Annotated in this window: 23 protein-coding genes and 1 tRNA gene; 10 read left to right on the forward strand and 14 right to left on the reverse strand. The window is 28.5% G+C overall.

Annotated elements, in window-relative coordinates; all coding sequences use genetic code 4:
- Nucleotides 1-52: 52 nt before the first annotated feature.
- Complete coding sequence (locus EXC45_RS00930; RefSeq protein WP_036434618.1) at nt 53-481, forward strand: hypothetical protein; 429 nt, start codon at nt 53-55, stop codon at nt 479-481.
- Here EXC45_RS00930 and EXC45_RS00935 read toward each other — a convergent pair.
- From EXC45_RS00935 to EXC45_RS00950, 4 genes are read right to left on the reverse strand one after another with little or no spacing between them, the layout of a single operon-like run.
- A complete protein-coding gene (locus tag EXC45_RS00935) occupies nt 478-948 on the reverse strand; it encodes an L-threonylcarbamoyladenylate synthase (protein ID WP_036434620.1) in 471 nt (156 codons plus the stop codon). The genes EXC45_RS00930 and EXC45_RS00935 overlap by 4 nt on opposite strands.
- 6 nt (nt 949-954) lie before the next feature.
- Nucleotides 955-1,563, reverse strand: coding sequence for a hypothetical protein (locus EXC45_RS00940; protein ID WP_036434622.1), 609 nt, complete (start codon nt 1,561-1,563; stop codon nt 955-957).
- Entirely contained in the window at nt 1,553-2,257 is a 705-nt protein-coding gene (gene rlmB / locus EXC45_RS00945; RefSeq protein WP_036434625.1) for a 23S rRNA (guanosine(2251)-2'-O)-methyltransferase RlmB, read from the reverse strand. The genes EXC45_RS00940 and rlmB overlap by 11 nt, the downstream gene beginning before the upstream one ends.
- Nucleotides 2,258-3,478 (reverse strand): class I tRNA ligase family protein, encoded by a 1,221-nt coding sequence (locus EXC45_RS00950; RefSeq protein ID WP_036434628.1) that lies wholly within the window; start codon nt 3,476-3,478, stop codon nt 2,258-2,260. It abuts the gene before it with no gap.
- Between the two features lie 66 nt (nt 3,479-3,544).
- Between EXC45_RS00950 and argS the strand changes: the two genes are divergently transcribed.
- The 7 genes from argS (at nt 3,545) to ftsZ (ending at nt 10,846) form a co-directional block, all read left to right on the forward strand.
- Complete coding sequence (gene argS, locus EXC45_RS00955) at nt 3,545-5,191, forward strand: arginine--tRNA ligase (RefSeq protein WP_036434630.1); 1,647 nt, start codon at nt 3,545-3,547, stop codon at nt 5,189-5,191.
- 99 nt (nt 5,192-5,290) lie between these two features.
- On the forward strand, nt 5,291-5,548 hold the full coding sequence (gene rpoE, locus EXC45_RS00960) for a DNA-directed RNA polymerase subunit delta (RefSeq protein WP_036434631.1): 258 nt from the start codon (nt 5,291-5,293) through the stop codon (nt 5,546-5,548).
- A gap of 27 nt (nt 5,549-5,575) precedes the next feature.
- The gene (gene fba / locus EXC45_RS00965) at nt 5,576-6,442 is read left to right on the forward strand and encodes a class II fructose-1,6-bisphosphate aldolase (RefSeq protein WP_036434633.1); all 867 of its coding nucleotides are present in this window, start codon (nt 5,576-5,578) and stop codon (nt 6,440-6,442) included.
- A gap of 234 nt (nt 6,443-6,676) precedes the next feature.
- On the forward strand, nt 6,677-7,114 hold the full coding sequence (locus tag EXC45_RS00970) for a division/cell wall cluster transcriptional repressor MraZ (protein ID WP_036434635.1): 438 nt from the start codon (nt 6,677-6,679) through the stop codon (nt 7,112-7,114).
- A complete protein-coding gene (rsmH, locus tag EXC45_RS00975) occupies nt 7,107-8,006 on the forward strand; it encodes a 16S rRNA (cytosine(1402)-N(4))-methyltransferase RsmH (protein ID WP_036434637.1) in 900 nt (299 codons plus the stop codon). The genes EXC45_RS00970 and rsmH overlap by 8 nt, the downstream gene beginning before the upstream one ends.
- Before the next feature lie 21 nt (nt 8,007-8,027).
- The gene (locus EXC45_RS00980) at nt 8,028-9,242 is read left to right on the forward strand and encodes an MAG3720 family protein (protein ID WP_036434639.1); all 1,215 of its coding nucleotides are present in this window, start codon (nt 8,028-8,030) and stop codon (nt 9,240-9,242) included.
- An 11-nt stretch (nt 9,243-9,253) separates the two neighbouring features.
- Nucleotides 9,254-10,846, forward strand: a complete 1,593-nt coding sequence (ftsZ, locus tag EXC45_RS00985; protein WP_051616967.1) for a cell division protein FtsZ — start codon at nt 9,254-9,256, stop codon at nt 10,844-10,846.
- A gap of 151 nt (nt 10,847-10,997) precedes the next feature.
- Here the strand turns inward: ftsZ and EXC45_RS00990 are convergent, their stop codons facing one another.
- The 10 genes from EXC45_RS00990 to ychF form a co-directional block, all read right to left on the reverse strand.
- Nucleotides 10,998-11,864: a type II restriction endonuclease gene (locus tag EXC45_RS00990; protein ID WP_036434641.1), complete on the reverse strand. Its 867-nt coding sequence runs from the start codon at nt 11,862-11,864 to the stop codon at nt 10,998-11,000.
- 1 nt (nt 11,865) lies between these two features.
- Nucleotides 11,866-12,906, reverse strand: coding sequence for a Dam family site-specific DNA-(adenine-N6)-methyltransferase (locus tag EXC45_RS00995; RefSeq protein WP_036434643.1), 1,041 nt, complete (start codon nt 12,904-12,906; stop codon nt 11,866-11,868).
- 89 nt (nt 12,907-12,995) lie between these two features.
- Nucleotides 12,996-15,866, reverse strand: coding sequence for an ATP-dependent DNA helicase (locus EXC45_RS01000; RefSeq protein ID WP_036434644.1), 2,871 nt, complete (start codon nt 15,864-15,866; stop codon nt 12,996-12,998).
- A 34-nt stretch (nt 15,867-15,900) separates the two neighbouring features.
- A complete protein-coding gene (locus EXC45_RS01005; protein ID WP_036434646.1) occupies nt 15,901-18,123 on the reverse strand; it encodes a S8 family peptidase in 2,223 nt (740 codons plus the stop codon).
- Nucleotides 18,116-19,183, reverse strand: coding sequence for an ATP-binding protein (locus tag EXC45_RS01010; protein ID WP_036434648.1), 1,068 nt, complete (start codon nt 19,181-19,183; stop codon nt 18,116-18,118). The genes EXC45_RS01005 and EXC45_RS01010 overlap by 8 nt, the downstream gene beginning before the upstream one ends.
- Nucleotides 19,184-19,291: 108 nt before the next feature.
- A complete protein-coding gene (locus EXC45_RS01015) occupies nt 19,292-19,792 on the reverse strand; it encodes a restriction endonuclease subunit S (RefSeq protein WP_165163196.1) in 501 nt (166 codons plus the stop codon).
- Nucleotides 19,793-19,872: 80 nt separating this feature from the next.
- Nucleotides 19,873-20,553 carry a restriction endonuclease subunit S gene (locus tag EXC45_RS01020; RefSeq protein ID WP_051616969.1) on the reverse strand — a complete coding sequence of 227 codons (681 nt, stop codon included), beginning with the start codon at nt 20,551-20,553 and terminating at the stop codon, nt 19,873-19,875.
- Nucleotides 20,453-21,670, reverse strand: a complete 1,218-nt coding sequence (locus EXC45_RS01025) for a restriction endonuclease subunit S (RefSeq protein ID WP_051616970.1) — start codon at nt 21,668-21,670, stop codon at nt 20,453-20,455. Before EXC45_RS01025 ends, EXC45_RS01020 begins: the two co-directional genes overlap by 101 nt.
- A gap of 82 nt (nt 21,671-21,752) precedes the next feature.
- Nucleotides 21,753-21,826 (reverse strand) — tRNA-Trp (locus EXC45_RS01030).
- Nucleotides 21,827-21,837: 11 nt separating this feature from the next.
- A complete protein-coding gene (gene ychF, locus EXC45_RS01035) occupies nt 21,838-22,938 on the reverse strand; it encodes a redox-regulated ATPase YchF (protein WP_036434649.1) in 1,101 nt (366 codons plus the stop codon).
- 73 nt (nt 22,939-23,011) lie between these two features.
- Here ychF and ligA point away from each other — a divergent pair, with 73 nt between their 5' ends.
- A complete protein-coding gene (gene ligA / locus EXC45_RS01040; RefSeq protein ID WP_036434651.1) occupies nt 23,012-25,222 on the forward strand; it encodes an NAD-dependent DNA ligase LigA in 2,211 nt (736 codons plus the stop codon).
- A gap of 8 nt (nt 25,223-25,230) precedes the next feature.
- Nucleotides 25,231-26,211 carry an aspartate--ammonia ligase gene (locus EXC45_RS01045; protein ID WP_036434653.1) on the forward strand — a complete coding sequence of 327 codons (981 nt, stop codon included), beginning with the start codon at nt 25,231-25,233 and terminating at the stop codon, nt 26,209-26,211.
- Nucleotides 26,212-26,287 lie beyond the last annotated feature (76 nt).

Genomic DNA, 26,287 nt, shown 5'->3' on the forward strand with positions numbered 1-26,287 from the left:
TAAGTTAATTAAAATACCATTAAGTTTTAATTATTATTATAAAGAGAAGAAAATGAAAAAAATATTAAATTACTTATTTGAACGTTTAAAATTTGAAATTAAACACTGAAAATTTTATGTCATTAACTTATTTTATATTCTACTATTTGGGATTATCTTACTAATTAGTGGTACTTCAAAATACAATTTTAAGATCCATAATTATTTAATAAATGCTCTAATCATTGGTTTTGCAATTGTATTTTTACTTAATTTACTTGTAGTTGTTGCAAAAAATAGTTTCTTAAAAAACATCACTAAAAATAGACGTAAAGATCGCTTAGTAAGTTTAAATTCTAATGACCAAAAAATCTATCAAGCTTATTTAAAGGAATCTAAAAACAAAACAACTTCAAATGTGAGTTACAAAAGTTTTTATGCCTTTTTATGTGTTGGATTGTGAAGTTTTTTAGGAGTATTAATTAGTTATTTAAATTACTAATCTCTAATGATAATTTCTCCATTTTTATCTAAATTTATTATTGTGCTGGCTTTATTAGAACCTTCTCCGAAGTCATGCACATTTTTAATTTGCGGAAAAATATCATTTGCTTGACTAATTTGAATTGGTTTATTTCCTGAGATATTCGCACTAGTTACATACATTGGTCCATATTGCTCTAAAAATTGTAATAATTGCTCGTTTTTAGGCATACGAAAACCTTGATCATTAACAATGATGCTGTAAGCTCCGGGTCAATATTGTTGAGCAGTTTTTGTAGCTTTTTCAGTTCACTGAGGAAATTTTTGGGCTTGCTCTAAAGAAGCCACTAAAATCATAATTTTCTTATTTAGTGGTCTTTGCTTTAGTTCATACAAAACTTTTAAAGTTTCTTCATTAACCGGACCTCCAACACCAGTGACTGTGTCGGTTGTAAAAATATGAATTTGTGCGAATTTATCTTTCATAATATCCTAATAATCCAATTCTTGCGATTTTTTAATCTTTAAGTTGATTTTTTTAATGATTTTATTTTTTTGATAAGTAGAGTAAAATTGGGTTTCCTTTTTATCCTTATTAAGTAAATCAGTTATAAAATCCAATTCAACTTTACTGATGATTTTTTTCAAATAGTCAATATCATAATATTTTCTTTCATCATTATTGCCGTTTGTATGATGATAAAAATAATTAATTTTGCCTAAATTAGTTAAATTGTTGGCGAGTTTTTCTTCAAAATCAAATTGTCTATTATTAACACTGTTAATATAATTGATCATTTTTAGTTTGATAGTGTTTCAAAAATAAGCCTCAAAAGGTAGTTGTAAAAAGTTTTTTCAGTTTTCAATAATATCAATTAAGATTGAATAAATATAATTTTGAATTTCTTCTTCACAAATTCCATTATTAAATGAATACAAATACAAAACTTTTCGTGATAATGAACGAATTTTATATTTAACAAATTCATAAATAATACTAAGAAAATGAGAAAGTTTAATTTTTTCAAATTTATGCAATTCAAAGTAATTTATAATTTCTTCTTTTAAATTTGCCCTATAAATATAGGTTTTATTTTTCATTAATTTTTGACGCAAAATCAAAAAGAATAATTCCTGCTGCTACAGATGCATTAAGTGATTGAACACTTCCGTATTGACGAATATAAATGTTCTGATCACAAACAGAAAGAACACCTTTAGAAATTCCGCTACCTTCATTACCAATAATTAAAAGAGAAGGAGTATTGTAACTAACTTGTGTATGAGAAATTGCTTGAGGTGTTAAAGTAGTAGCGTAAGCTCAAAAACCGGCTTTTTTTAGTTTTGTTATAGCTGCACTAATTGAATTTACACGATAAAAATTCATATTCACAAATCCGCCACTTGAGACTTTTAATACTGTCGAATTAATATCACAGGAATTTTCTTTAGGATAAATAATGTCAGTAATTCCTGCTGCATTAGCACTCCGAATAATAGCTCCGAAATTGTGCGGATCTTGAATTTTATCTAAAACTAAAACTCCTTTAGGTTGTTTTTTGATTAAATAATTGATATCTAAATAATTTAAGTCTGACAAAAAAGCAACAAAACCTTGGTGGTTTTCATTAGTTAAGGAATCTAAATATTTAGGTTCAACAATTTCTACAATATTTGTATTATTTTTAAAGTAATTCAAATTTTCTTTTTTAGAAATGAATATTTTTGAAATAGGTAAGTTATTCTGAAAAGCTTCAATAACGGAGTTCTTGCCGCTAATTGTTAATTTTTTCATCTAAAAAACCCCTTTCTTGATTAAAATGTTTCTAATTGCATCGCTTTCTGAATATTTTTTTTCTTTATTAAGTTGTTCTCATTGGCTGTAAAGTTGAACGCATTCAGCATAATTAAAATCTTTGAATTCAAAATTCATAGTGTCAAAAATTTGTTTTAAAGTAAAAGCTAAAACTAAATCATTTGCTGAGCCTTTAATTAACTCATGTACAATTGTCATAAATTTAGAAAAATTAAGTTCTAAAATCGCATTCATTGCTTGATTATAAATTTCAGTATTAAATTCAGCATTACGCACTTGCAAATTAAACAATTTAAAATAGATCTTTCTAATTTTCAAAATTATTTTATTGGCATTGTGTATAGTATTTTCATCCAGATTAATAATTCCAGTTACTGAATTATTAAGCAAAATAAATTTATATATATCAGCACCATGAGTTTGAATAAAGTCTTTAGCTAAAACGACATTATTAAGTGATTTTGACATTTTAATACCATTTAAATTCAAGGTTCCGGTTCTAAGTCATTTTTTAGCGATAGGATTTCCTGTTAGAGCTTGAAATTGGATATTTTCATTTTCATGGTGAGGAAATGTTAAATCCATTCCTCCTCCATGCAAATCAACTCCACTTGAACCGAAATTTTTGTAAATAAGAACACAGCACTCAGTATGTCATCCAGGACGTCCATTTCCGAAAATTGATTTATATTGAACACCTTTTTGAGTTTGTTTTCATAAAGCAAAATCTGCTTGATGTTTCTTTGAATAATTTGTGTCTTCAAAAACCATATTCTCGAGTTTCTGCTTTGAAACTTTTCCGTAATTATGTTTATTTTTGATAACATCAAACCAAACATTATTTTGAGCATCTGCATAAGCATTTTTGCTTAATACTAAACTTTTAATAAAGTTTTGAATGTATTCCAAATTTTCAGTAACATATTCAATTTTTGAAATGGTATTGACATTTAAAAGTTTAAGTAATTCTAAATATTCTTGAGTGTATTTGTGCGCTATTGCTTCTTCGGTTGTATTTTCTGCAATTGCCCGATTAATAATTTTGTCATCAATATCAGTGATGTTATGCACAAAAAAGAAATTTTTTCCTAAATTTCTTGCTGCTTTCAAGATCAAATCCATTGTTAAAATTGGTCGGATGTTACCAATATGAACGCTGTTGTAAACTGTTGGACCACACACATAAATTTTGTAAGACATAATATTAAATTATATATCGTTTTGATAGCTTTTTTCTTATATAATTAAAAGACAAAAAGGAGCAATATGTCGTTATTTTTGAACACAAAAAACAAAATCAATGCCGTTTTAAAACAATTAAAAGACCAACAAATTTTAAATAGTGAATTTGGTGATAGTGAGCTTGTTTACAGCCTTGCAACCCCTAATGTTCCAGAAAATTTAAACTCACAGCAAATTAATTATCATTATGCTACTAATGTAGCCTTTATTGCTAAAAGATTTTTTAAAGGTTCTCCTATGCAATTGGCAAATTTAATTGCTGAAAAATTACAACAAGATCCCTTTTTTGACAAAATAGATGTTGCCAATCCTGGTTTTATTAATATTGTTCTAAATTCACAATCACTATTAGATTTTCTTAAAAGTGTGGTTACTTTAAATGAACAATATGGTGCCAATCAAGTAAAATCCCAAAAAATTAACTTGGAGTTTGTTTCAGCCAATCCAACTGGTTTTTTACATGTAGGACACGCTAGAGGAGCTGCTGTTGGAGATTCATTAGCTCGAATTTTAACTCACGCAGGACATGAAGTTGAAAGAGAATATTACATAAACGATGCCGGAAATCAAATTAATGTCTTAACACAATCAGCGTCAGTTAGATATCACAAGCTTTTTGGCATTGACATTCCAATGCCTGAAACTTGCTATCGTGGAGATGACATCATTTGACTTGCTCAACAAATCAAAGACAAATATAACGATAAATTCATCAATCAAAGCGAAACTAAAGAATTCAAAAAAATATGCATAGAAATTTTGTTAAATAAAATCAAAGAAGATTTAGCTAATTTTAATGTAACTTTTAACACATTTTTTAGTGAACAATCATTATATGATCAAGAATTAATTAAACAAACTTTATCAACTTTGCAACCACATACTTTCACTCAAGATAATGCATTATTTTTAGCTACTGAAAAACTAGGAGATGACAAAGATAGGGTCTTAATTAAACAGGATGGTTCTTATACTTATTTATTGCCTGATATTGCTTATCACCAAATTAAATCCGCTAAAGCAGAAAAACTTATCAACGTTTGAGGTGCAGATCACTCTGGGTATATCGCAAGAATGAAAATCGCTTTAGAATGCTTGGGAGTTGATTCTTCCAAAATGGATGTTTTAGTAGTTCAACTTGTGCGTTTGATTAAAAATGGTGAAGAATTCAAAATGTCCAAACGTGCAGGAACTAGTGTCTTTTTAAGTGACTTACTCAATGAATCTTCCTCAGATGCTGTCCGTTTTTCAATGCTTACTCGTGAGGTAAATAGTAAATTTGATTTTGATATTGATATTGCCAATTCCAAAGATGTAAAAAATCCTGTGTTTACTGTTCAATACACTCATTCAAGAGCTACTTCAATCTTAAATAAAGTCGGAACTTTAAGCATGAATAATCAGTTATCTTTAAGTGTTAAAATGCAAAATTTAATCATGGAACTTGCTAAATTTCCTGAGTTAATTAAAACCATTGCCCAAACTTATAAAGTTAACTTAATGCCACAATATTTAATTGATTTAGCAAAAGCATTTAATAGTTTTTACTCAGAAACTAAAATTGTTGGTTCTGAAAATGAAGCAACTTTGGCTTATTTAGTTTTAGCAACCAAAAACACTTTAAAATTAGGGCTTAACTTAATTGGTGTGTCAGCTCCTGAAAGTATGTAATGGTTTGTTTCCATAAAAATGTTTAAATATAATTTACGCATTTTAATAACTAGTTTAAAATATTTATAATTACTGCAGTAATTACGAAAGGATTTTGTTATGAAGACAATGTTAGATATTGCTATTGAAGTGATTTCAGAAGATACAACTAAAAAATTCGAATTCAACGAAATTTTTGAAGTAGTTGAGAGAGAACTTCAAGAATTATGAACCCAAAAATTTGTTTCTGAAAGTACTCCATACGAAAAAGTTAGAGAACGTAAAATCGGAGAACTTCATACATTATTAACTGTTGACAGACGTTTTGAAAGAAATCAAGACGGAACATGACAAAGTAAATCTATTGAAATTTTTTAATTTACAACGTAATAAAAGGAGAATCATATGGCATTAGTAAGTGCATCAGAAATGCTTAAAAAAGCAAAAGAAGGAAAATACGCTGTTCCACACATAAACATTAACAACTTAGAATGAGCAAAAGCAGTATTAGTAACTGCGCAAGCTGAAAACTCACCAGTAATTATTGCAACAAGTGAAGGTGCATTAAAATACATGGGTGGATTTAAAGTTGTTTCAGGAATGATTAAAGGTTTAATTGAAGAATTAAACATTCAAATTCCAGTAGCGCTTCACTTAGATCATGGATCATATGAAGGTGTTAAAAAAGCTCTTCAAACAGAAGGATATACATCTGTTATGTTTGATGGATCACATTATCCATTTGCTGAAAATTACCAAAAAACAGCCGAACTTGTTAAACTTGCAAAAGAAAAAGGATATTCATTTGAAGCAGAAGTTGGTACCATTGGCGGAGAAGAAGATGGAATTGTAGGAAATGGAGAATTTGCCGATCCTAGTGAAGCTGCAAAAATGGCCGCATTAGGAATTGATGTATTGGCAGCTGGAATTGGAAATATCCACGGTCCATACCCAACATCATGAAAATCATTAAGCTTTGAAACTCTTCAAACTATCTCAAAAGCAGCTGGAATTGGAATTGTGCTTCATGGTGGAAGCGGAATCCCAACCGAACAAATCCAAAAAGCCATCTCACTTGGTGTAACCAAAATTAATGTTAACACTGAATTACAACAAGCTAACCATAAAGCTCTTAGAGAGTATGTTCTTTCAGGAAAAGATTTAGAGGGGAAAAACTTTGACCCTAGAAAACTTTACAAACCTGGTTATGAAGCTATGTGCGAAACAGTTAAAGCAAAAATTCATGAATTTGGTTCAAATAATAAAGCTTAATAATTAATCAATTATGTCACCTTTAAAGGGGTGATTTTTTTCTTCTCCATTTTAGTTATAAGTTTTTTTCTCTTCAAATAAAAAATATTTTAGAAAATTTCATATTTTTCCATATTTCTGCAAAATCTTCCACATATTGAATTCTTTTAAGCAATATTTTAAAAAAATATCTTTTTTTATTAGATATCCAGTGTGATTATTGTAAAATAATGGTGGATAGTGGGAGGAAGTGGTATGTACGGACAACACATTCGAACTGTTGATGACAAGAACCGTGTAGTATTACCTCCGGTTTTTAAAGATTATCTAGGAAGTAGTTTTTATATTACTCTTGGGTTTGACAATAACTTTGAATTAAGAAGCGTACAAAACTTTCAAGAATATAACCAAAAACTTCAAAGTAAATCTCAATTTAACTCTAAAGTAAGACATCTTACAAGAATTATTATGAGTAACGTTGTTGAAGTTAACTTAGATAAACAAGGACGCATTTCTTTGCCCAAGTTTATTATTGATAAATTAGCTATCCAAAAAGAAGTTGTTTTTGTAGGAACTGGTTCAATGATTGAACTTTGATCAAAAGAAGGTTTTGAAGCATTCGAAAACCTTTTTGCTGATGGAGATCTTGCAAAACTAGCTGAAGAAATTTCACACATGAAGGATGATGAATAAATTACACTATTCAGTTCTTCTCAATGAAACAATTTCTGAACTTAATATAAAAGAAGATGGTATATATGTTGATCTCACATTGGGAATGGGAGGTCACTCTGAAGCCATTTTACAACGCCTTACTACTGGTAAGTTATATTGTTTTGATAAAGACGATTTTGCACTTGAATACGCAAAAAATCGTCTGATGCAAACATCGCCTAACTTTGAATTAATTAAAAGTGATTTCCAGAATATAAAATCAGAATTACTTCAAAGAGGAATAACTCAAGTAGATGGTATTATTGCTGATTTAGGTATCTCATCTCCTCAGGTAGATAATTCTGAGAGAGGTTTTAGCTACAATAAAGATGCCAAATTAGATATGCGTATGGATCAAACTCAAGCTTTAAGTGCTTGAGAGGTTGTCAACGAATATGATGAAGCCAAATTAGCCCAAATTCTATGAGAAAACGCTGATGTAAAGCTTCCAAAAAAAGTTGCGAAAGCCATCGTAGAAAGTCGGCCAATTAACACTACGTTAGAATTAGTTGACATTATTCGCAAAGCATATCCAGCCAAAATAGTGAAAGAAAAAAATCCTTCTAAAGCAGTTTTTCAAGCTCTTCGCATTGAGGTTAATAACGAGTTACACTCACTTCAAAACATGCTAAGTGATGCGGTTCAATTACTTAAAAATAATGCCGTTTTAGCAATAATAACTTTTCACTCTATTGAAGATAAAATCGTAAAGAATTTCTTTAAAACTTTAATTGAAGATAAACTTCCTGCGAAATTACCTGTATTTGTTGAAAAACAATACTTTGCCAAACAATTTAAACCTTCAAATAGAGAACTTCAAGAAAACAAGCGCTCAAGAAGCGCCAAATTAAGAGTGTTGTATAAAAAATAATATTTAGAAAGGAAGGTTGTTGTGCAAAAAAGTGTTGGAATTTTTCACCTTAGCAACAAAGCATTATCATTTCAAATGCTTGAGCAAATAAATGGCAATTATTTGTTTGATGCTAAACAATTTAAGCGCGTTATTATGCCAAGTAATGTGCTTGATATTGAAAATTACCTCAAAGACATTCACAACACCTTAACTACTTTAAATAATCAACACCTTAGTTTAAATGTCATCATTGATGACTCAATACTTGAAAGCGTTCAAGTCAAATTAATTAAAACTACTCTTTTAAGTGAAGATATTTCTAAACTCGATGATGCTTCAGTAGCATTAGAACAGTTAATCACTCAACAAATTGCACAATTTGAAAATGAACAAAGTGTAACTAAAATAGCTACAGCAATCACTTATGAATATCTTTTGTATAAGTCTAACAATCAAGTAAAGATTTATCATGAATTCCCAAAGGGAAAAAAATTTACTAAGATAGTCGCCAAAACTTCTTTTGCCTATCAACCAAAAACATGTAATTACAAACATATTTTGTCGCTTTTCCAAGCTTTACCAAGCGATGAATTGAATGTAATGTTAAGTAGCCAAATTAATTCAGTAAACTTAAAGGATAATTCTCAAGTCAACTTGTCTGTTCAGGTTAATCAACAAAGTAGCGTGTTAGCTTTAGTTTATAATGGAGCAATTATTAATTACAAAAAACTATTAGTGGGTACTGATAATTTAATTTATAAAATTGCCATCGATGAACACATAAGCTTCAACCAAGCACGCAACAAAGTTAAATATTTAACCAAAATAGATACTTCAACCACAATAGAGGATCAAAATTTAAGCCTTAGTTATTCTCTATTAAAATTCTTTGAAAGCTTTATACAAGAGCAAATGATTGATTTTGTTGCTCAAAAATACATTGCACCCGAAAAATTAAACACTCTTTCTTTCAGTGGTGAGTTAGATTGAATGAATAATTATTTTGAAAAGATGTCATTTTTGCCAAGCAAAATTGGTTTTTCTCAAATGTATAAACCACTTTCAAATACCTTAAATCCTCTTGAGAAAACACAAGAACCACTCACATTTAGTGTTTTAAACTTTTTAAATACTTTTGTGTGAAAACAAACAAACACTGTAAATACCATTTCAAGTCATTATGACTTACAACATACCAAAAAGCAAAGATTTCTCCTTCTTAGAGAATTGTTTGCAAACTTAAAATTAGTATAAAAGGAGAAATTATGTACGATGAATTAAGTGCTTCACAAAAGAAAATCGCTGCTTCAAATACCGAAAACGAACAAATGATTGACCGTAATACCGCTGGTATTGTGCTCAAAGTTATCGGTGTTGGAGGGGCAGGTAACAACGCAATTCAAATGATGGATAAAGAGCAATTCAAAAACGTTGAATTTATCGTTGCCAACACAGATGCTCAAGCGCTCGCATCAAATGACTGTAAAAATAAAATTGCTTTAGGTAAAGATAACCGTGGTTTAGGTGCTGGTTCTGATCCTGAAGTAGGAGCTAAAGCTGCCAAAGAAAGTTTATCTGAAATTCAAGAAAAAATCGGTGGTGCTGATGTGGTGATCATTGCCGCTGGACTTGGTGGAGGAACTGGAACTGGAGCTGCTCCTGTGATTGCTGAAGCAGCCAAAAATAATGGTGCCTTAACTATTGCAATTGTTACAACCCCATTCTTATATGAGGGTCCTAAAAGAAGAAGATATGCTAAAGAAGGAATCGAAAAACTTTCTAAATTTGTCGATTCATATATTATCTTGTCAAATAATAAATTAGCTGATAATTACGGAGATGTACCGTTAAATGACACTTTCGAATTATCAAACATTTCCCTTAAAAACATTATTTTAGCTATTCATGATATTTTATACCGTATTGGTAGAATTAACATTGATTACGCTGATGTTAGAAAAATTTTAACCGATGGTGGATTAACCATGGTTGGAATTGCTCAAGCAACCGGAAAAGATAGAGCTGAAAAAGCTGTTGAAAAAGCTTTTGAGCAAAATCTTTACGAAAAACCAATCAATAAAGCATCAAGAATGATCATTAACATTCAAAGTGATAAAAAAGCTTCACTTTCAGAAGTTCAAAAAGCCATTAGCAAAGCTTACCAAGTTTTTGGGACTTCAATTGATGATGAAGAAGAAGGAATTGATACAATTACTGGACATGAAATTGTAGACCTTAAAGATAATGGTGAATTATTTAAAGTCTCAATTATCGTTACTGGAAGTAATGATGAAAATGCCAGAGAATTAAAAGTTCCAACTATGCAAAATAATGATGCTATTTCATTTGCACAAGCTCAATTAAACGAACTTCAATATTCAAAAGAACATGAATCTACACAAGTAGAAACTCAAACTCAAAGCTATTCTCCTGCTTATTCTTGAGACGAAGAACCAGTTGTGGAGCAACCAGTTCAACCTCAAGAAGTTGTTTATGAAAAACCTCAAGTTGAAGTCGTGCATGAAGTTGAATATCAACCACTTAAAAGAGAAATACCAGTACAAGAATATAACTACAACAATTACTTTGATGAAGAACCTTCAGACAAACTTCCTGAAGAACTCACAAACATTGAAAATGTGTTTGGTGAAACTAGAGAAGCTTCTCATTCAAGCTACTCACAACAACCAAGAACTAACGAATACACCATTTCTGAACGTACTTCAGAATACAACGCCGGAGAAACAAGAGAAGTAAATGAATTTCTTTCTTATCAACAGGCAGGTGAACCAGAAAAAAAGTATCAAAATGAGAAATCTTCAAAAGATTTAAAAAATAATTCAGACGATTGATACTAAAATTAAGTTGATGTCTTAGAAAACACGATTTTAGTATGTCAAATTATTAATTAAACTTTAATTTGATTTCAAATTCATTTTAAGCTATTTCCTAATTTGGAAGTAGCTTTTTTAATTTCTTCAATTAAACGTTTAACAAAAAAACAACTAGTTAAGTTGTCTTGTTTTGCAGTTTTGTGAAAAAACCTTCCTTTAAATCATATAAATTTACTAAATACTTAATGCTTTCATACGAGTCTTTTAAGGCATGCTTAACACTTTCTCAACCTTTTCCATCGGTAATTCAAATAAATTGCATTGGAGTGGTAGAAAGTTTTTGGTTTATTGCTTTATAACTACGAGCCACTTCATTTAATTTTGATCCACCTGAATTGTAAAAATTACATTCAATAGCATAAAGTTTATTGTTTAATTCAACCACAAAATCAAAGCGTTTATCTAAAGCGTTTACTTCTTCTAAGATGTTTAAGTTGAGATTTCATTTATACTCAATTTCTTTAACACTCATTTGTTGAAAGTATGACACATTTTTGTGCAGTCCTGCTTTTTGAAGTTGTTTTTCAACTAATTCCTCCATTAAAATCCCGGTTCGATTCTTTCTTCCGTTGGTATCCATGCCAACTTCAATACCGGTAACAAAATCTTTAATGTTAGTAATTAGCTTATTTTCTAAAATTTCAAATAAACCGCTTTTATGCATAAATTCTGAATAATCATCAATGCTCATATTAAATTCACTAAAATCATATACCTTGTTTTCTTCGTTATCGTTAATGGTGATTTTGGTGTCGCGCTTAGCTAATAAAATTGGTAACACTTTGAGAGTTTCTGGATATTTAATGATAATATCTTTAAAATCTTGTTCTAAGTCATTACTATTAGATAAAGAATTTAAAATTTCAAGTTGTTCTTTAATTAAATCAACATTCTGAGACACTTTAGGAAAATTTACATAATAGTTTCACGAAGCGATAGTTTCTGTGAAAGAGTGAAATCAAGTTTCAAAGTCTTTTTTCATGTTAGTAATTGGTAATAATTACTTCCTCCACAGCTCCACGTTTATCACCTTTGGAATTTATCATTCTTTTCGCTTTAACTACTGTAATCTTAAAATCTTTATAAAGTTCATTAATTAATGGTGTGTTGTGATTTGAAAGCATCACTTTAACACCTTTAGCATTTAATTCTTTATATACTTGAGATAAACGCACTTGCTCTTCAGTTCCAAAACCTTCTTTGTTATAACTTACAAATCCACTTTTATTTGGAATTACATCATAAGGAGGATCTAAGTATACAAAGTCATTCGCTTGAGCTTTCTCTAAACACTTGGTGTAATCGCCATTAAATAAACGAACATTAGCAATTGCAAAATATTTTTGGATTTCTTTGATGTTATCTTCTTCAAAAGTCACAACTTTTTCTTTTTTACCTCACGGAACATTAAAGTATCCTTTGGAATTGACTCTATATAAACCATTAAAACAGCTTTTGTTTAAATAAATAAGTCGCGCTCCTTTAATTGGGAGTGAAAGTTTATTAAAGTTAGAATCTTGATCCATAGATCTAATTTGGTAATAATATTCTTCAGAGTGTTTTTTCTCGTGTTCTTTAAGCAACTGAAGCATCTTTGTTGTTAACTTTGGATCTTGTAAACATTCATAAATTGACATTAAATCAGCATTAAAATCATTAATATAAGCTTGTTTTGGATTTAATGCAAAGAGCAAAGCCCCTCCTCCAACAAAAGGCTCAAAATAGTTATTAAAATCTTCTGGAAGGTGTTCTTTTAAAGCACTAAGAAGCTGTGTTTTACCCCCGGCTCACTTTACAACTGGCTTAGTATTAAAAGCCGCTTTAAAGGTAAATAATTGATCCAAAGAAACTTCTAAAGCTTTAGAAATTTTTAAAATTCTCTCTAATGTTAAATTCACTTTCCCAGATTCAATTTTTGAAATTTGAGAACGTTCAATTTTCAGAAGCTTTGCAAAATCTTTTTGAGATAAGTTTTGACTTGTTCTAAGTTGTTTAATTTTTTCACCAAGTATTTCTTTTATCATAATAATTTAATTATATATTGTTGTGCATTATAAAGCACAATTATATTTACAAATAAAAACGCATCTTTTATGATGTGAATTTAATTTTGTTAAATGTTACTTATTTTTTCTTGATTGCTTTCTTCACAATTAAGCACAGCATTAATTATTTTATTTCTTTCTAAAATTATCTTAATATCATTTTTTAGTTTTTCAATAAATTTTCTTTCCGTTTCTTTCGTTCAATAAATAGATAAAGAAACTTTAGGCCTAGTAATAGCTGTATAAAAGATATTATAGTCTATATTTTTTACAGAATTTTCATCTATAAACAAAATTACATTATCTTCTTCTAGTGATTGAGCTTTATGTATGGAAATACAATATTTTAAATTGAAAGGAATTATATTTTTTAATTCATTCGGGTGATTTTTATAAACCCTAAAACGTATTCCTGACATTCGTTCTTCCTCTAAACTATATATTATTGAAAAATTCTCTCCAGGATTAGTTACAAACGCTTTTACTTCAACATCAAATTCAATATATTCTAGTGAAGAATTATCTGTAGAAATTTTTATATCTTTTATAGTTCCTTCAAGATTTGTAAAAATGTTTTTGTCCAGAAAATCAGAATATTTAAACAAAATAGGATCATTTTTTTTGAATTTATAAATTCCTCAAATAACTTCTCTTTCAGGATTATAAGATTGAGCCATTTTATTTAAACTGTTTATCCCAAAAAGACCGTTGTAATTAGGTGCTAACAACATAAAATTATTCATATTTTTTAAATTTAAGTTTTCCGGATTTTTTGAAAAATCTCCTTTTTGAAGTTCTTCTAAAAATGTTTCTAATTTTTTAGAATTTTTTATATCAATTAAAGCATCGGATAATTCTCGTATTCTCTTTAAAAGGTTTGTCTTGATTCTATGAATATAATTTAATTCTAAAATGTTATTTTTATTATTGGATTTACTTAGCAATTCAAGAACCTTTTCGTGTCAATTTCCTAATTCTATAGATTTATTTTGTCTAAAATCTCCAACCAACAATAAGTAGCCAAAATTATTAGTTTCTAGTATACGCCTCATTTCTTTATTAGAAACGCAACTAAATTCATCAATTATCATAATATCTGCCTGTTCTGTAAATAGACCTTTTTCAAAATCTTTCAAATACTTATCAATTGTAAGGAATTTGGAGTTTTCAATTTTTATTTTATTTTTCAAGTTTCTAACTGCTGTATGTGTTTTAGATAAAAATATTTTTCTTTTATCTGATAATAATTCAGAAATTTTTGAAATTTTCGTAGTTTTTCCTGTTCCTGCAGGACCATGAATTATTCCTATTGAAGAAAACTGAAAGAGATTTAAAATTTTTTTAACATTATCATCAATATTATTTAAATTAATTTTGTTAATTATTTCTTCCCTTAATTTCTTTGTATTTTCTTGATTAATGTTTGAATTTAATTTTTTTATCGTATGTATTATTTTTTCAAGGTCTGTAACATTTTGATTTATATAAATATAGTCGTCTTTAATACATAATTTAGAGTCTTCTTTGTGACCAGTTCATAGTAAATTATTATAAATTTCAACAATTTTTTTCAATTCTTCTAAATTTAAATCAATATCAGATATTTTCGTTGCGATATATCCTAAATTTTGAGCATTTCAAATAACTTTTTTTGCAATTATTTGGTGTTCTATATTTTTTAAATTTATTGAATTTATAAGATCCTGATATTTAGGATTGTGTTTTACTAAAGAGAATGTTAATGGCAGATGTTCAAACGGCAAAGTCTTTTTTGCTAAAAATGTATTATTTAAAATTTCCTTTTTCGTCTTTCCTATTTGGTTTTTGACTATATGTGGATCTACCATTTTTATTAAATATCTAAGTGTTTGTTCACAAAATTCTTCTTTTGTGATTATATTTTTTGTTTTAACTAAAGAGTCAGCGAGAAGTTGAATTTCTTTATATGGACTATTTAATAATAAATCAATAAAATCATCTCATAAATCGTTATCTTCAACAATAAGTTCAAACAAAGTTTTATAATTTAAATTATAAATTTCTTCTAATTTAAATCCTACTTCTTTAAAAATGTTTAAATTTGAAATATTTTCATTATGAAAAATTCTTATAAATTCCTTGAAAAAATTTAAAGGAAACTTAAACTCATAATCCGAAATAAACAAAACTTCTTGAACATTATTGTAAATTTCTAATTTAACCTCTTCAAAATTTATACTTATAGGATAATCATTTTCAATTAATTTATTTGAAAAAGCTATTATGTTATTTTCTTTATCATAAAAATTTCCAAAAGGATTTAAAATTACTTCATAAAACTTATGATTAGAATACTTTCTCGGTATACAGCGCACAACTTTGTATAAGAATTCGCTTGGAACAAATCTTTTATCTTCTATTTCAAAGGTATTTTTAATTTCAGTAGATTTTAAATATTCAGAAATAGCAAAAAGATGTTTTTCCTCTTCCTTAGATTGTTCTAAATAAAAACTTATATTTTCAAGAATTTTTAAGCCATAATTTACTTCAGTGTAATTTTGTATTTCTAAAAGATATGAAATATAATCAGAAAGCAACCTCTCACTTTGTTCGTTGTTTAAATAATTATGAGAAACAGAATTTTGTAATTTTCAATGGAATTTAAATCATACCTTATATATGGGGTTTTCTGCATTTCTGTTTTTTGAACATTTATCTTTTATTGATTTAAAATCATCATAAACAAATGGATAATTATACGGATCTTTATTTTCCTTTTTTAATTCCCAAAAGTAAAATATATGTTCAATAAAAGGTCGCAACTGATCTAATATTATTTTAGCTTCATCGCAAGATTTATTATCATAATTAGTTTTTCAGTTTAAAAAACGACGATCAATAAATTCGCTTATTTCTTCAATTTTATGAATAACAGAACTTTTATTTACATTTTGTTTCATATAACCTCTTTTGTAATGCATATATTAAGCAAACTTATTTAAGCTCAATTTCTTCATTAGATTTATCTCTAATGATAATTTTGTTTTTAATATCTATTTCGTTTACCATTCAACCATTTCAATGACAATCTCTAATGAATTGATCTATTCTATTAACCCCATTAATTTCCTTTAAAGTAACAACAATACCAAAAAGTAATCCTTCACCATCTTTGTTATTCAATCTATTATTTGTTTTGACTTCTATACCCCATTTTTTACTATCATAAGAATTTTTCGGTTTGTCATATTTTGTTATTTTTTCAGAGATATATTTAACGTTATCTCATTTTCTAAATAAGTTTCTTGCGTTGTTTTCTTTTAAATAAAAAGACTCATTATCATATTTATTGTCATTTTGCTTGTCTCCTTTAATGTCAAGGATTTTATTGTTTTTAAGTCTTCCTATATGTAAGTTTAATTCTGTATTTGTGTAATCTACTCCTTGAGTTCGGGTTGTTTTTGGGAAATAACACATTGTTGCTTTTACTTTATAAGGGAATTTGTCATCCTTTAAAGGAACTGGTAATGAATAATTATATGTGTTTCATTTTTCGCTTATCCCTGAGATAAAAAATTTAATCTCATCATTTTTGCTTTCTATTATTTCTTCAATTCTTATAGGTACTATTCCATGCCCAAAAATTGAAATAAATTCTTTTGTAGGTTCAGATTCTCAACCTCTTGCTGAATCAATAATTAATGCTTTAGCCACTTCTCTGCTACATCCGACAATTTCGATTAAATAGGCTAACTTTCTTGCTATTCAAGGCGCAGCAAAAGAAGCTCCTGAAATTTGTTGTTTTCCAATATTTGTTCAAACATTCATCATTTTTTCAGGACTTCCGCCATAATAACTTACATCTGGTTTTGCAAAAAAAGATAAAACTATTCCTTTTCGAGTGTACGGAGCAGATTCTTTGTTTGAAGTTACAGAATTAACAACAATGGAATTAATTGAATCAGCAGGAGATCCGATCCTTAAATTTTCTTGAGAAGAATTATTATTTGTACCTGCAATTACAAAAATAACATTGTATTCATTTTGAATTTTATCCAATTCAGAACCAATATATGAGATAAAATATTTGTCTATTTCTTCATTTGAACCAATTGAAATATTTCACACTTTAATATCGGTGTTTCCTTTAATTATTCATCTAATTTTTTGAATAAAAGTAGACTCTGAAAAACCTCTTGCTCGTGAAATTCCGAAATGTCTCACTCTAAATCTTCCGCATCCATCATCTAATCAATTATTTAAAGCTGGTCCATCAACTATAATTGAAGATACAGCCGTTCCATGGTAATAGTCCTTTTCATATTTCTGTATTTCTTTATTAGTGTCATCGTAATATTCTACCCATTTTGAAAAATATACTTTATCATCAAAAAGAGTGTCAATAACACCAATAATTGGTTCGTTTGCCGGAGCCGGTATTTCTGGTTGATTTGTTTCAATTATTTTATTAAATTCACCGATACTAAATTCTTTTTCATCATGTGAATACATGGCTACTAAATAAGATGCTTTTTCATTTAACTTTTCAACATCCTCTTCATATAATTTAACAGTATAATCATCTAAAAGATGATAATTAGTTAATCCATATTTACTTAAAATGTCTTTAATATTTTTATCTGTTCTATATAAAGTGACAATTGACATACCAGGCTGTTTATATGCTCTTTCAATTCCAAAATATTCAACATAGGAAAGATCTGCAATTATATTTTTAAATTGTTTCAAACTTATTCTATTATCATTAATTAATGAATCCTTAAAGAAAAAATCATTTGAAAATATTGAATTGTCAATTGATCCATTAAAATTTTCTTCCAAAATATTAAGTGCTTCTTCTATTTTAATAATAGTGTTTTCAAGTTTTTCTTTGGAAATGTAGTAAGTTATAATGTGTTTGTTTTCATCAGAATTAAATTTAATTCCCACAATTGATTCATTTGATTTATGTCCATTAAAAATTTCACTAATTCTTGAGCTTTTTGGAATGATATTTAAGTGATACACTGTTATTAAAACACCAGAAAATGGAGCGTTTTCTTGATTTCAAAAAGAAGAAATATTTTTTAAATCCTCTAACATTTTTTCAACATCTTTACTGGTTAATGTTCTATCAGTTTTCATTCTTTTAGGTCCAAAAACTGCCTTTCTGCTTTCTTGTGAAAAACGTCCTTTTAATTCAAGAAGTTTATTCATTTAATTCCTCCGTTTTATTAATTTTCAAAGCAACCGAACTTTTAGATTTACCTGTTAATTTTTCTATTTCTCTAACTGTAAAACCTTTGTTTGATAATTCTAAAATATCATCTATATTTGCAGACGGATCTATGTTTTTATATAATTTTCTTAAATAATCAAATTCAGAATCAGGATTACTAAATGCCATTGAAATTCTTATTAAGTTTTTTAATTCACCTGGATAAGGAATTTCGCTAGCTAAATTCAGAATTTTTTTAAACAATCTTACATCTTTAGATAAAGTCTTAAATTTTTTCAAATATTCGTTTAAATAAGTTTCGGCAATTCTTAGTAAATCTTCTTTTTCGTATTTGTTGAAATTAACAAAAGCATCAAATCTTCTTCGTAGAGCAGCATCAAGCTCTTTATATAAATTAGTTGTTCCAATAATGATTACGTCGCTATTATTTTGATTTAATTTATCTAACTCTTTTAAAATAGTTGATGTAGCTCTACCCATTTCTCTAAGATCGTTTTTATTAATTCTATCTAAAGCAATTATGTCTATTTCATCAAATAAAACTATTATTTTCTCTCTAGAACCTATTTGAGTGATTTTTTCAAATAAATGAACAATGTTTTTGTTTGTTTGTCCTAATCTACTATCAACAACATTTTCAAAATTAACCATCAATAGTGTTCTGTTTAAAGTTCTGGCAATGTATTTTGCTGCTTCAGTTTTTCCAGTACCAGGTAATCCTTCAAATAAAAATTTATTTATTCCAACATTGTGCTTTATAGCATTTAAAATTCCCACTATTTTTTCATAAATATTTTCGGGTAGATCTAAAAAATTCAACTCCGACACAGGAACAACCTTTAAAAAAGGACTTTCTGAAACCGATTCTTGAGGAACGAATAAATTCGCTCCAGCTATTAGTGTCATTACATAATCAGCCAATTCGTAATCACCATTTTTGTCAAAATATTTTGCAACTTTTATCGCTTCTTCTCTAAAGCCTATTTCGTTTTTTTCGGCGTGATATCTTATTAAGTTTAAAATGTTTTCTTTTTTCATGCGAACTCCTATAATTTAATTTTATATTATTTAATTAGTGTTGGACATTTTTTTCCCAAAAAGGACAAAGAAACAAAAAAAGACATTTTAGTGTCTTTTAGTATAAATTTATTCGGTTTTAAGCAGTTTGTTTAAAAAGTATTTATATTGTTTTTCTAATAGAGATATTTGTACCGGTAAAATTCCTGATATTTCCGAACAATACTTTTCAAAATAGTCTAAAGCTAAAGAAATTTTTTTCTGTTTTTCAAGACTAAGAAGGGGTATTTTAACATTTTTTAATTTTCCTGTTGTAACAGTGGGTATTCCACTCCCTTCTAAAACATACAAAGGTACATTTTTCTTTAAATAGTGATAGAAAAATCTGACATCGATTAAATTAGAATTTTGTTCTATAACTCCACACAATTGTGTAGGGGTAAATTTTTCATTACGATAAAATACTTCTCCAGCATTTGCTCCATACATCGCAATTGTTATATATTCACCATCATGAGTGTATGAATTAAGTCTTCCTATTTCACCGTTGTTGTTTGTTTGAGAAGAATATACTGGATATAAACCATTACTAATTAGTTCTTTCTTCACAATGTACTCGCCAGAATTCACAAATGCTAAATTAGATAACAATAAATTGTTTTTTGAAAAAACTAAGGTTAAATAAGAAAGCAACTCAAAAACAATGCTATTTAACGTTTGCGCAAGCTCTCTCTCTCTCTCTCTGGAGACACTTCAAGAGTTCCTTGAGCAAAGCTTAGAAGTTTATCACGATAATATGAGTATTGTTGTTCTCTGAGTTCAATTTCTTTTGGTAAACCAGTTTTAAGAGTGTTAGTTAGTTCTTCAAAAGTATTTAAAATATTAACTAAAACTTTTTGTTTTTCAATTGAAGGGATTGATACTTTTAAGTTTTTAATGACATTTCTTGGTAAAGAAGGAATTCCTGCTCCTTCTTTATTTTCCATTAAATACGACTCTTTATCTTTTAAAACGAAATATAAATATCTGTTTAATAATTTATCTTCATTCTTTGTCTTAATCACATAGCAATGTGCGCCAGCTCAAAAATTAGTATTTTGTCAATCCACAAAACCAACAGAACCACCTTGAGCAATTGTTATATTATCTTTTTCAAAATTAAATTCATTGTAATATCCACTAGGTCTTACTCCACCATTAATTACTGGATATTTATCATTTTCTGATAGTTGACTTTTATTTAATTGCTCACCAATTTTAATATCAACAAATTTATCAAGAATAGAAACATTAGATTCATCAATTTTGTGTAATTGTGGTTTGAATATGTATTCAATTAGTTTGACTACATTTTGCCAGTCTCTCTCTCTCTCTCTCTGGAGACACTTCAAGAGTTCCTTGAGCAAAGCTTAGAAGTTTATCACGATAATATGAGTATTGTTGTTCTCTAAGGTTTAATTCTGAAGGCAAACCAATATTTAAGTCTTCACATATTTTTTCAAAATTATCAAGAACATATACAATTTTATTTTGAATATTTAAAGAGGGAATTTTTATTTTTATGCCATCTATATCAGAAATAGATAAAAATGGTTGATTTCCTTTCTTGTATTTTTCTAAACTCAAACTCTTTAAACAGTGATACAAATATTTGTCTGAAATCTTTTCTTTTTTAGCTCTGCAAATTGTTCCGTTATAAGTGACGAAATGCTTACCAGAGGCTCAAATTACATTACCAACAGTTCCTACATGACCAATGATAATGCCGTCTTCATTATTTCATTTGTCTGTGTACCCAACTATACCATTTGATCCATATACAGGAAAGACACCTCCATTGTTAGGAATAGTATTACCTTCACCATAACGCATGTCTGCTAGCTCTTTTAATTTGTATACATTATTTAGTTTTTCATCTGATAAAAGATAATTTCTATAGTAAGTATATTGTTCTTTTCTTGCCTTCAGCTCTGCCTTCAGCTCTGCTGAAAAAGTTGTAAATTTATCAAGTTTATCAATAATTTTATCTTGCTCTTCAATTGACGGAATTGCGATTTCCATCTCGAGTATATCAGACATATTAGGATGTTTTATTCCTGATCCTCTGTAAAAACTTACAATAGTATTTATGTTGTTTTTTAAAAAGTAATATAAATACTTTGTTCTTAATATTTCTTTATCTTTAACTACTGCAATTCTATTATCGGTAGTTACAAAAGCACCTTTGTAATATTGAACAATTGGATATCCACCTCCTGGGATAGCGATTATTTCTTCATTAGAAACGAATTCATCAACTAAAGATCTATTTACAAAAATGTCGGATTCATAAGTTGTTAGAACTTTTACATTTTCTTCATTTATTTTAGATAATTCAACAAATTTGTCTATTTCTTTTGCGAAAAAATACTTATATTTTTTAATAGATTCTTGTTTAAATAGATCAACATTTTGAAATTTTTTATCTCAAATGGTGACTTCTCAAAGTTTCTTCTTTGTTAAATTCATATTTCAATTATATTTGAAAAATATTTATCAATTTCAATAAAGTCTGTGAGATAAAAAAAATAGTGCATAGCACTAAAAATCTTGGCGGGGGTTAAAGGAATCGAACCCTTATCATCAGTTTTGGAGACTGCTATAATACCATTATACTAAACCCCCGTAAATTTGGATTATTTTCCAAATTTAAAGTGGCACACATCTCCATCTTGCATGATATAGTTTTTACCTTCTGAACGCATTTTACCTGCGTTACGAGCTCCTTGTTCACCATTGTGAGCAATAAAGTCTTCATAAGCAATTACATCAGCTTTAATAAATTTTTTTTCAAAATCAGTGTGAATTACTCCCGCACATCTAGGGGCGGCTCACCCTTTGTGATACACTCAAGCTCTAACTTCTACTACTCCCGCAGTAAAGTAAGTTTCTAAGTTCAGTAAATCAAAAGCTTCTCGAGTTAAAATATCTAGTCCACTTTTTTCAATACCATACATGTTTAGTAATTCTAATTTTTCATTTTCATCTTCTAAAGTGATTAATTCACTTTCAAGATGCACTGAAATAGGGAGTAATTTATCTTCATCTTTAAGAGAGTTTTTTAAGGCATTAAAAAGGGGATCTTCACTATAGTTAGCAATTTGCTCATTGCTTAAGTTAGCCACGTAAATAATTGGTTTTAAAGTTAGTAAGTGATATCCCTTAATGTAGTGAAGTTCTTCTTCACTTAAAGACACTTCTCGAGCAGGAATTTCACTCTCTAAAGCTTGCTTAATTTTAAGAGCGGCATTTTGTTCAATAATTGATTGTTTGTCACCGCTTTTGGCTTTTTTAGCTACCCGATTTAAGACATTGTTAATGGTTTCTAAATCAGCTAATATAAGTTCATAGTTAATAATTTCTTTATCTCTAACTGGATTGACACTATCAGCCACATGCATGATGTTTTTGTTTTCAAAACATCTAATGACATGAATGATTGCATCTACTTCACGAATGTTAGCTAAAAACTTGTTTCCAAGCCCTTCTCCTTTAGAAGCTCCTTGTACCAGTCCGGCAATATCCACAAAATCAAAAGTTGCATGCACAATTTTGTTTGGTTGAATAATTTCAGCTAACTTATCTAAACGTTCATCCTTTAAAGCCACTGTTGAAATATTTGGTTCAATAGTAGTAAAAGCGTAATTTGATGCTTCTACTTGTTTTTTAGTCAGCGCGCTAAATAAGGTGCTTTTTCCAACATTAGGAAGTCCTACAATTCCTGCTTTTAATGCCATATTTTTCTCCTTTAATGTTTTTTTATTTTATCAAAAAATGCATTTTTAAAGCAACTAAATATATAATTAAGAAATGAAAAATACTTCTAAAGATAATTTAACTTTTATTAAAAAAAGAATAGCTGAATTAGTTGAACAAATTAACTTTTGAAACTATGAATACTATGATTTGGATTTTCCAAGTGTTAGTGATACACAATATGATGAGGCTTATCAAGAACTGGTTGAGCTAGAAAATTTATATCCAGCCCTAATTAAAAAGAATTCACCCACTCAAAAAATCGGAGGAACTTCTTCTAATAAATTTGTTAAATTTACTCACGCTAAGTCAATGCTTTCTTTAAATAAAGCATACTCAATTGAGGATGTGGTTAAATTTGATTCGGATGTATCAAAGGTAACTTTAACAAATCACTCATATTCGCTTGAACCTAAAATTGATGGTTTATCTATTTCACTTCATTATCAAGGCGGAGTTTTTGTGCGGGCAGTCACTCGTGGAGATGGAGAAATTGGAGAAGTAGTTACTGAAAATATTAAACAAATTCAGAATATTCCTTTAACTATTAACTATAACAATGATCTGGAAATTCGCGGAGAAGTATATTTGAGCAAGCACAATTACAATGTTGCCAATGAGAAAATCAAGATAGAACATTATTTTAATTTAGCCTTGAAAAATCTTAAAAACTTAAATACTGTTTTGGAAAATAACTTATTAACTAGTGAATATAAAAACAAAATTCAAGAGTTGCTAAATAAAATAACAAACACAGCTAATTTAAATTTATCTTTTGAAGATTTAAAAACTTTTACTCAAGAAATTAATCATTTAATAAGCCAAAATACTTTTGTGGATTTTTCTGCTGAAAATAGTGCTCCAAAGTTGTTTGCCAATCCAAGAAATGCAGCTAGCGGAACACTTAGACAACTTGACTTAAATGTGGTCAAACAACGAAATTTAGATTATTTTGTTTACGAAGTAGTTGATCCAAATACGCATGGAATTAACTCACAAATTAAAGCTTTGGCATTTTTAAAAGATTTAGGATTTGTGGTTAACGAATACATTTATCAAGCCAATTCACTTGAAGATGTAATAAATAAAATTAACGATTTTAAAGACATTAAAGCAACACTACCTTATGATTGCGATGGTTTTGTTATTAAAGTTAATGAAATGAAGTTTTGAGATCAATTAGGTTTTACCTCTAAGTTCCCAAAATATGCAATTGCTTTTAAATACGAAACCGAAGAAGCAATCACTAAAATCATGGATATAAGCGCAGAAGTTGGACGTACTGGTAAAATTACTTATTTAGCCAAACTTGAACCTGTGCAATTAAATCAAACAACGGTCTCTGCTGCTACTTTGCACAATTATGAATATGTGTTAAATATGAATTTAAATGTTGGAGACTTAGTTAAGGTAATTAAATCCGGCGAAATCATTCCTAAAGTAATTGCGTTAGTACAAAAAAATACCACTCAAGTTTTTCCGAAAATTTTACATTGTCCTTCATGTAATAGCTTGTTGCAACAAAATCAAGATTTAGTTGACCAATTTTGTGTAAATCAAAATTGCAACGAAAAAATCATTCGGGCATTAATTCATTTTGCTTCTCGTGATGCTATGAACATTATGGACTTAGGTGAAGAAAATATTCGAATGTTTTATAAGGAAAAATTGCTTAATAACATTTTAGATATTTACAATTTACATCAAAAAAGAGAACTTTTAGAAACTCTTCCAAAAATTGGAAAACGTAAAGTTCAAAAATTAATTGCTAGTGTTGAAAAGTCAAAACAAACAACTTTAGCAAAAGCGCTTTTTGCAATCGGAATTAAAACAATCGGATCTCAAGTTGCTGAATTAATTACTCAAGAAATTACACAGCTTTCAGATTTAATTACTTTGAATTTAGATAAATTAACTCAAATAAATACAATCGGAAATACTATTGTAGAAAACTTACGCATCTTTGTGCAAAACCCACAAAATCAGGAGTTATTAAGACATTTAGATTCTTTATTAACTTACGAAAAAATTACCAAAACCAACAAACTTCAAGGATTAACTTTTGTTATAACTGGAACATTATCTCAAGGGCGAGATTATTATAAAAATTTAATTGTTCAAAACGGAGCTAAAGTTTCTTCTTCAGTAAGTTCCAATACTTCATACGTACTGGCCGGAGAAAACGCTGGAAGTAAATTAGATAAAGCAATTGCTCTAAATGTTAAAATTATTAATGAAGAGCAATTTAACGAATTAATAAAATAAGGACAAACATGTATCAATCAAAATTAACAATAAAACAAACTCAACAGGCAATTCAAGATTTAAAATTTGATTTCACTAAACAATTACACAAAAGATTAAACTTAACTCGTGTTTCAGCTCCTCTTTTTGTGGAGAGTCAATCAAAAATTAATGATGGATTAAATGGGGAAACACCAGTTACTTTTTACCCAAAAAACATTCAAAAACAACATGAAATTGTTCATTCACTAGCAAAATGAAAAAGAATGGCATTAGCTAAATATAAATTTGATGTTCATGAAGGATTATATGCAGACATGAACGCTATTAGACGTGAAGAAGAACTTGATTATAAACACTCATATTATGTTGATCAATGAGATTGAGAAATGGTAATTAACAAAAAAGATCGCAATGTTGAATTTTTAAAAAATACTGTTAAAAAAATCTATGAAGCTATTAAATTTGTAAAACGTGAGCTTATTTTAGATTTTCCTCAACTAACTTATGATTTTCCTGAAGAATTAACTTTTGTGACATCACAGCAACTTTATGAGATGTATCCAAATTTACAACCAGATCAAAGAGAAAATGAATTCGCAAAACTTCACAGAGCATTTTTTGTAATGCAAGTAGGTTATAAACTGCCAGATAATTTAGAACACTCTAAACGGGCATTCGATTATGATGATTGAACATTAAATGGAGATTTGATTTTTTATGATAAAGCTAATGATGCAGCTTTAGAAGTGTCTTCAATGGGAATTAGAGTTGATAAAGATGCTTTACAAAAACAACAAGAATATTTAAAAATTGATGATTCTAAAATTGGAGAATATCACAATTTAATCCTCCAAGAAAAACTTCCTTTCACAATTGGAGGAGGAATTGGACAAAGTCGTTTATCAATGCTTCTTCTTGAGAAAAAACACATTGGTGAAGTACAAGTTTCTTGTTGAGATGAACAAACTAAAGAATATTGTGCTCAAAACAATATCGAATTACTTTAAAACGGTCATTGCGATCGTTTTTTTGTAAAAGAATTTATGGAACATTTTTCCACATTTGACATTTTTGATAGGAATT

Origin of the sequence: Mycoplasmopsis columboralis, from assembly GCF_900660675.1 — a bacterium.
GTDB lineage: Bacteria > Bacillota_I > Bacilli_A > Mycoplasmatales > Metamycoplasmataceae > Mycoplasmopsis > Mycoplasmopsis columboralis.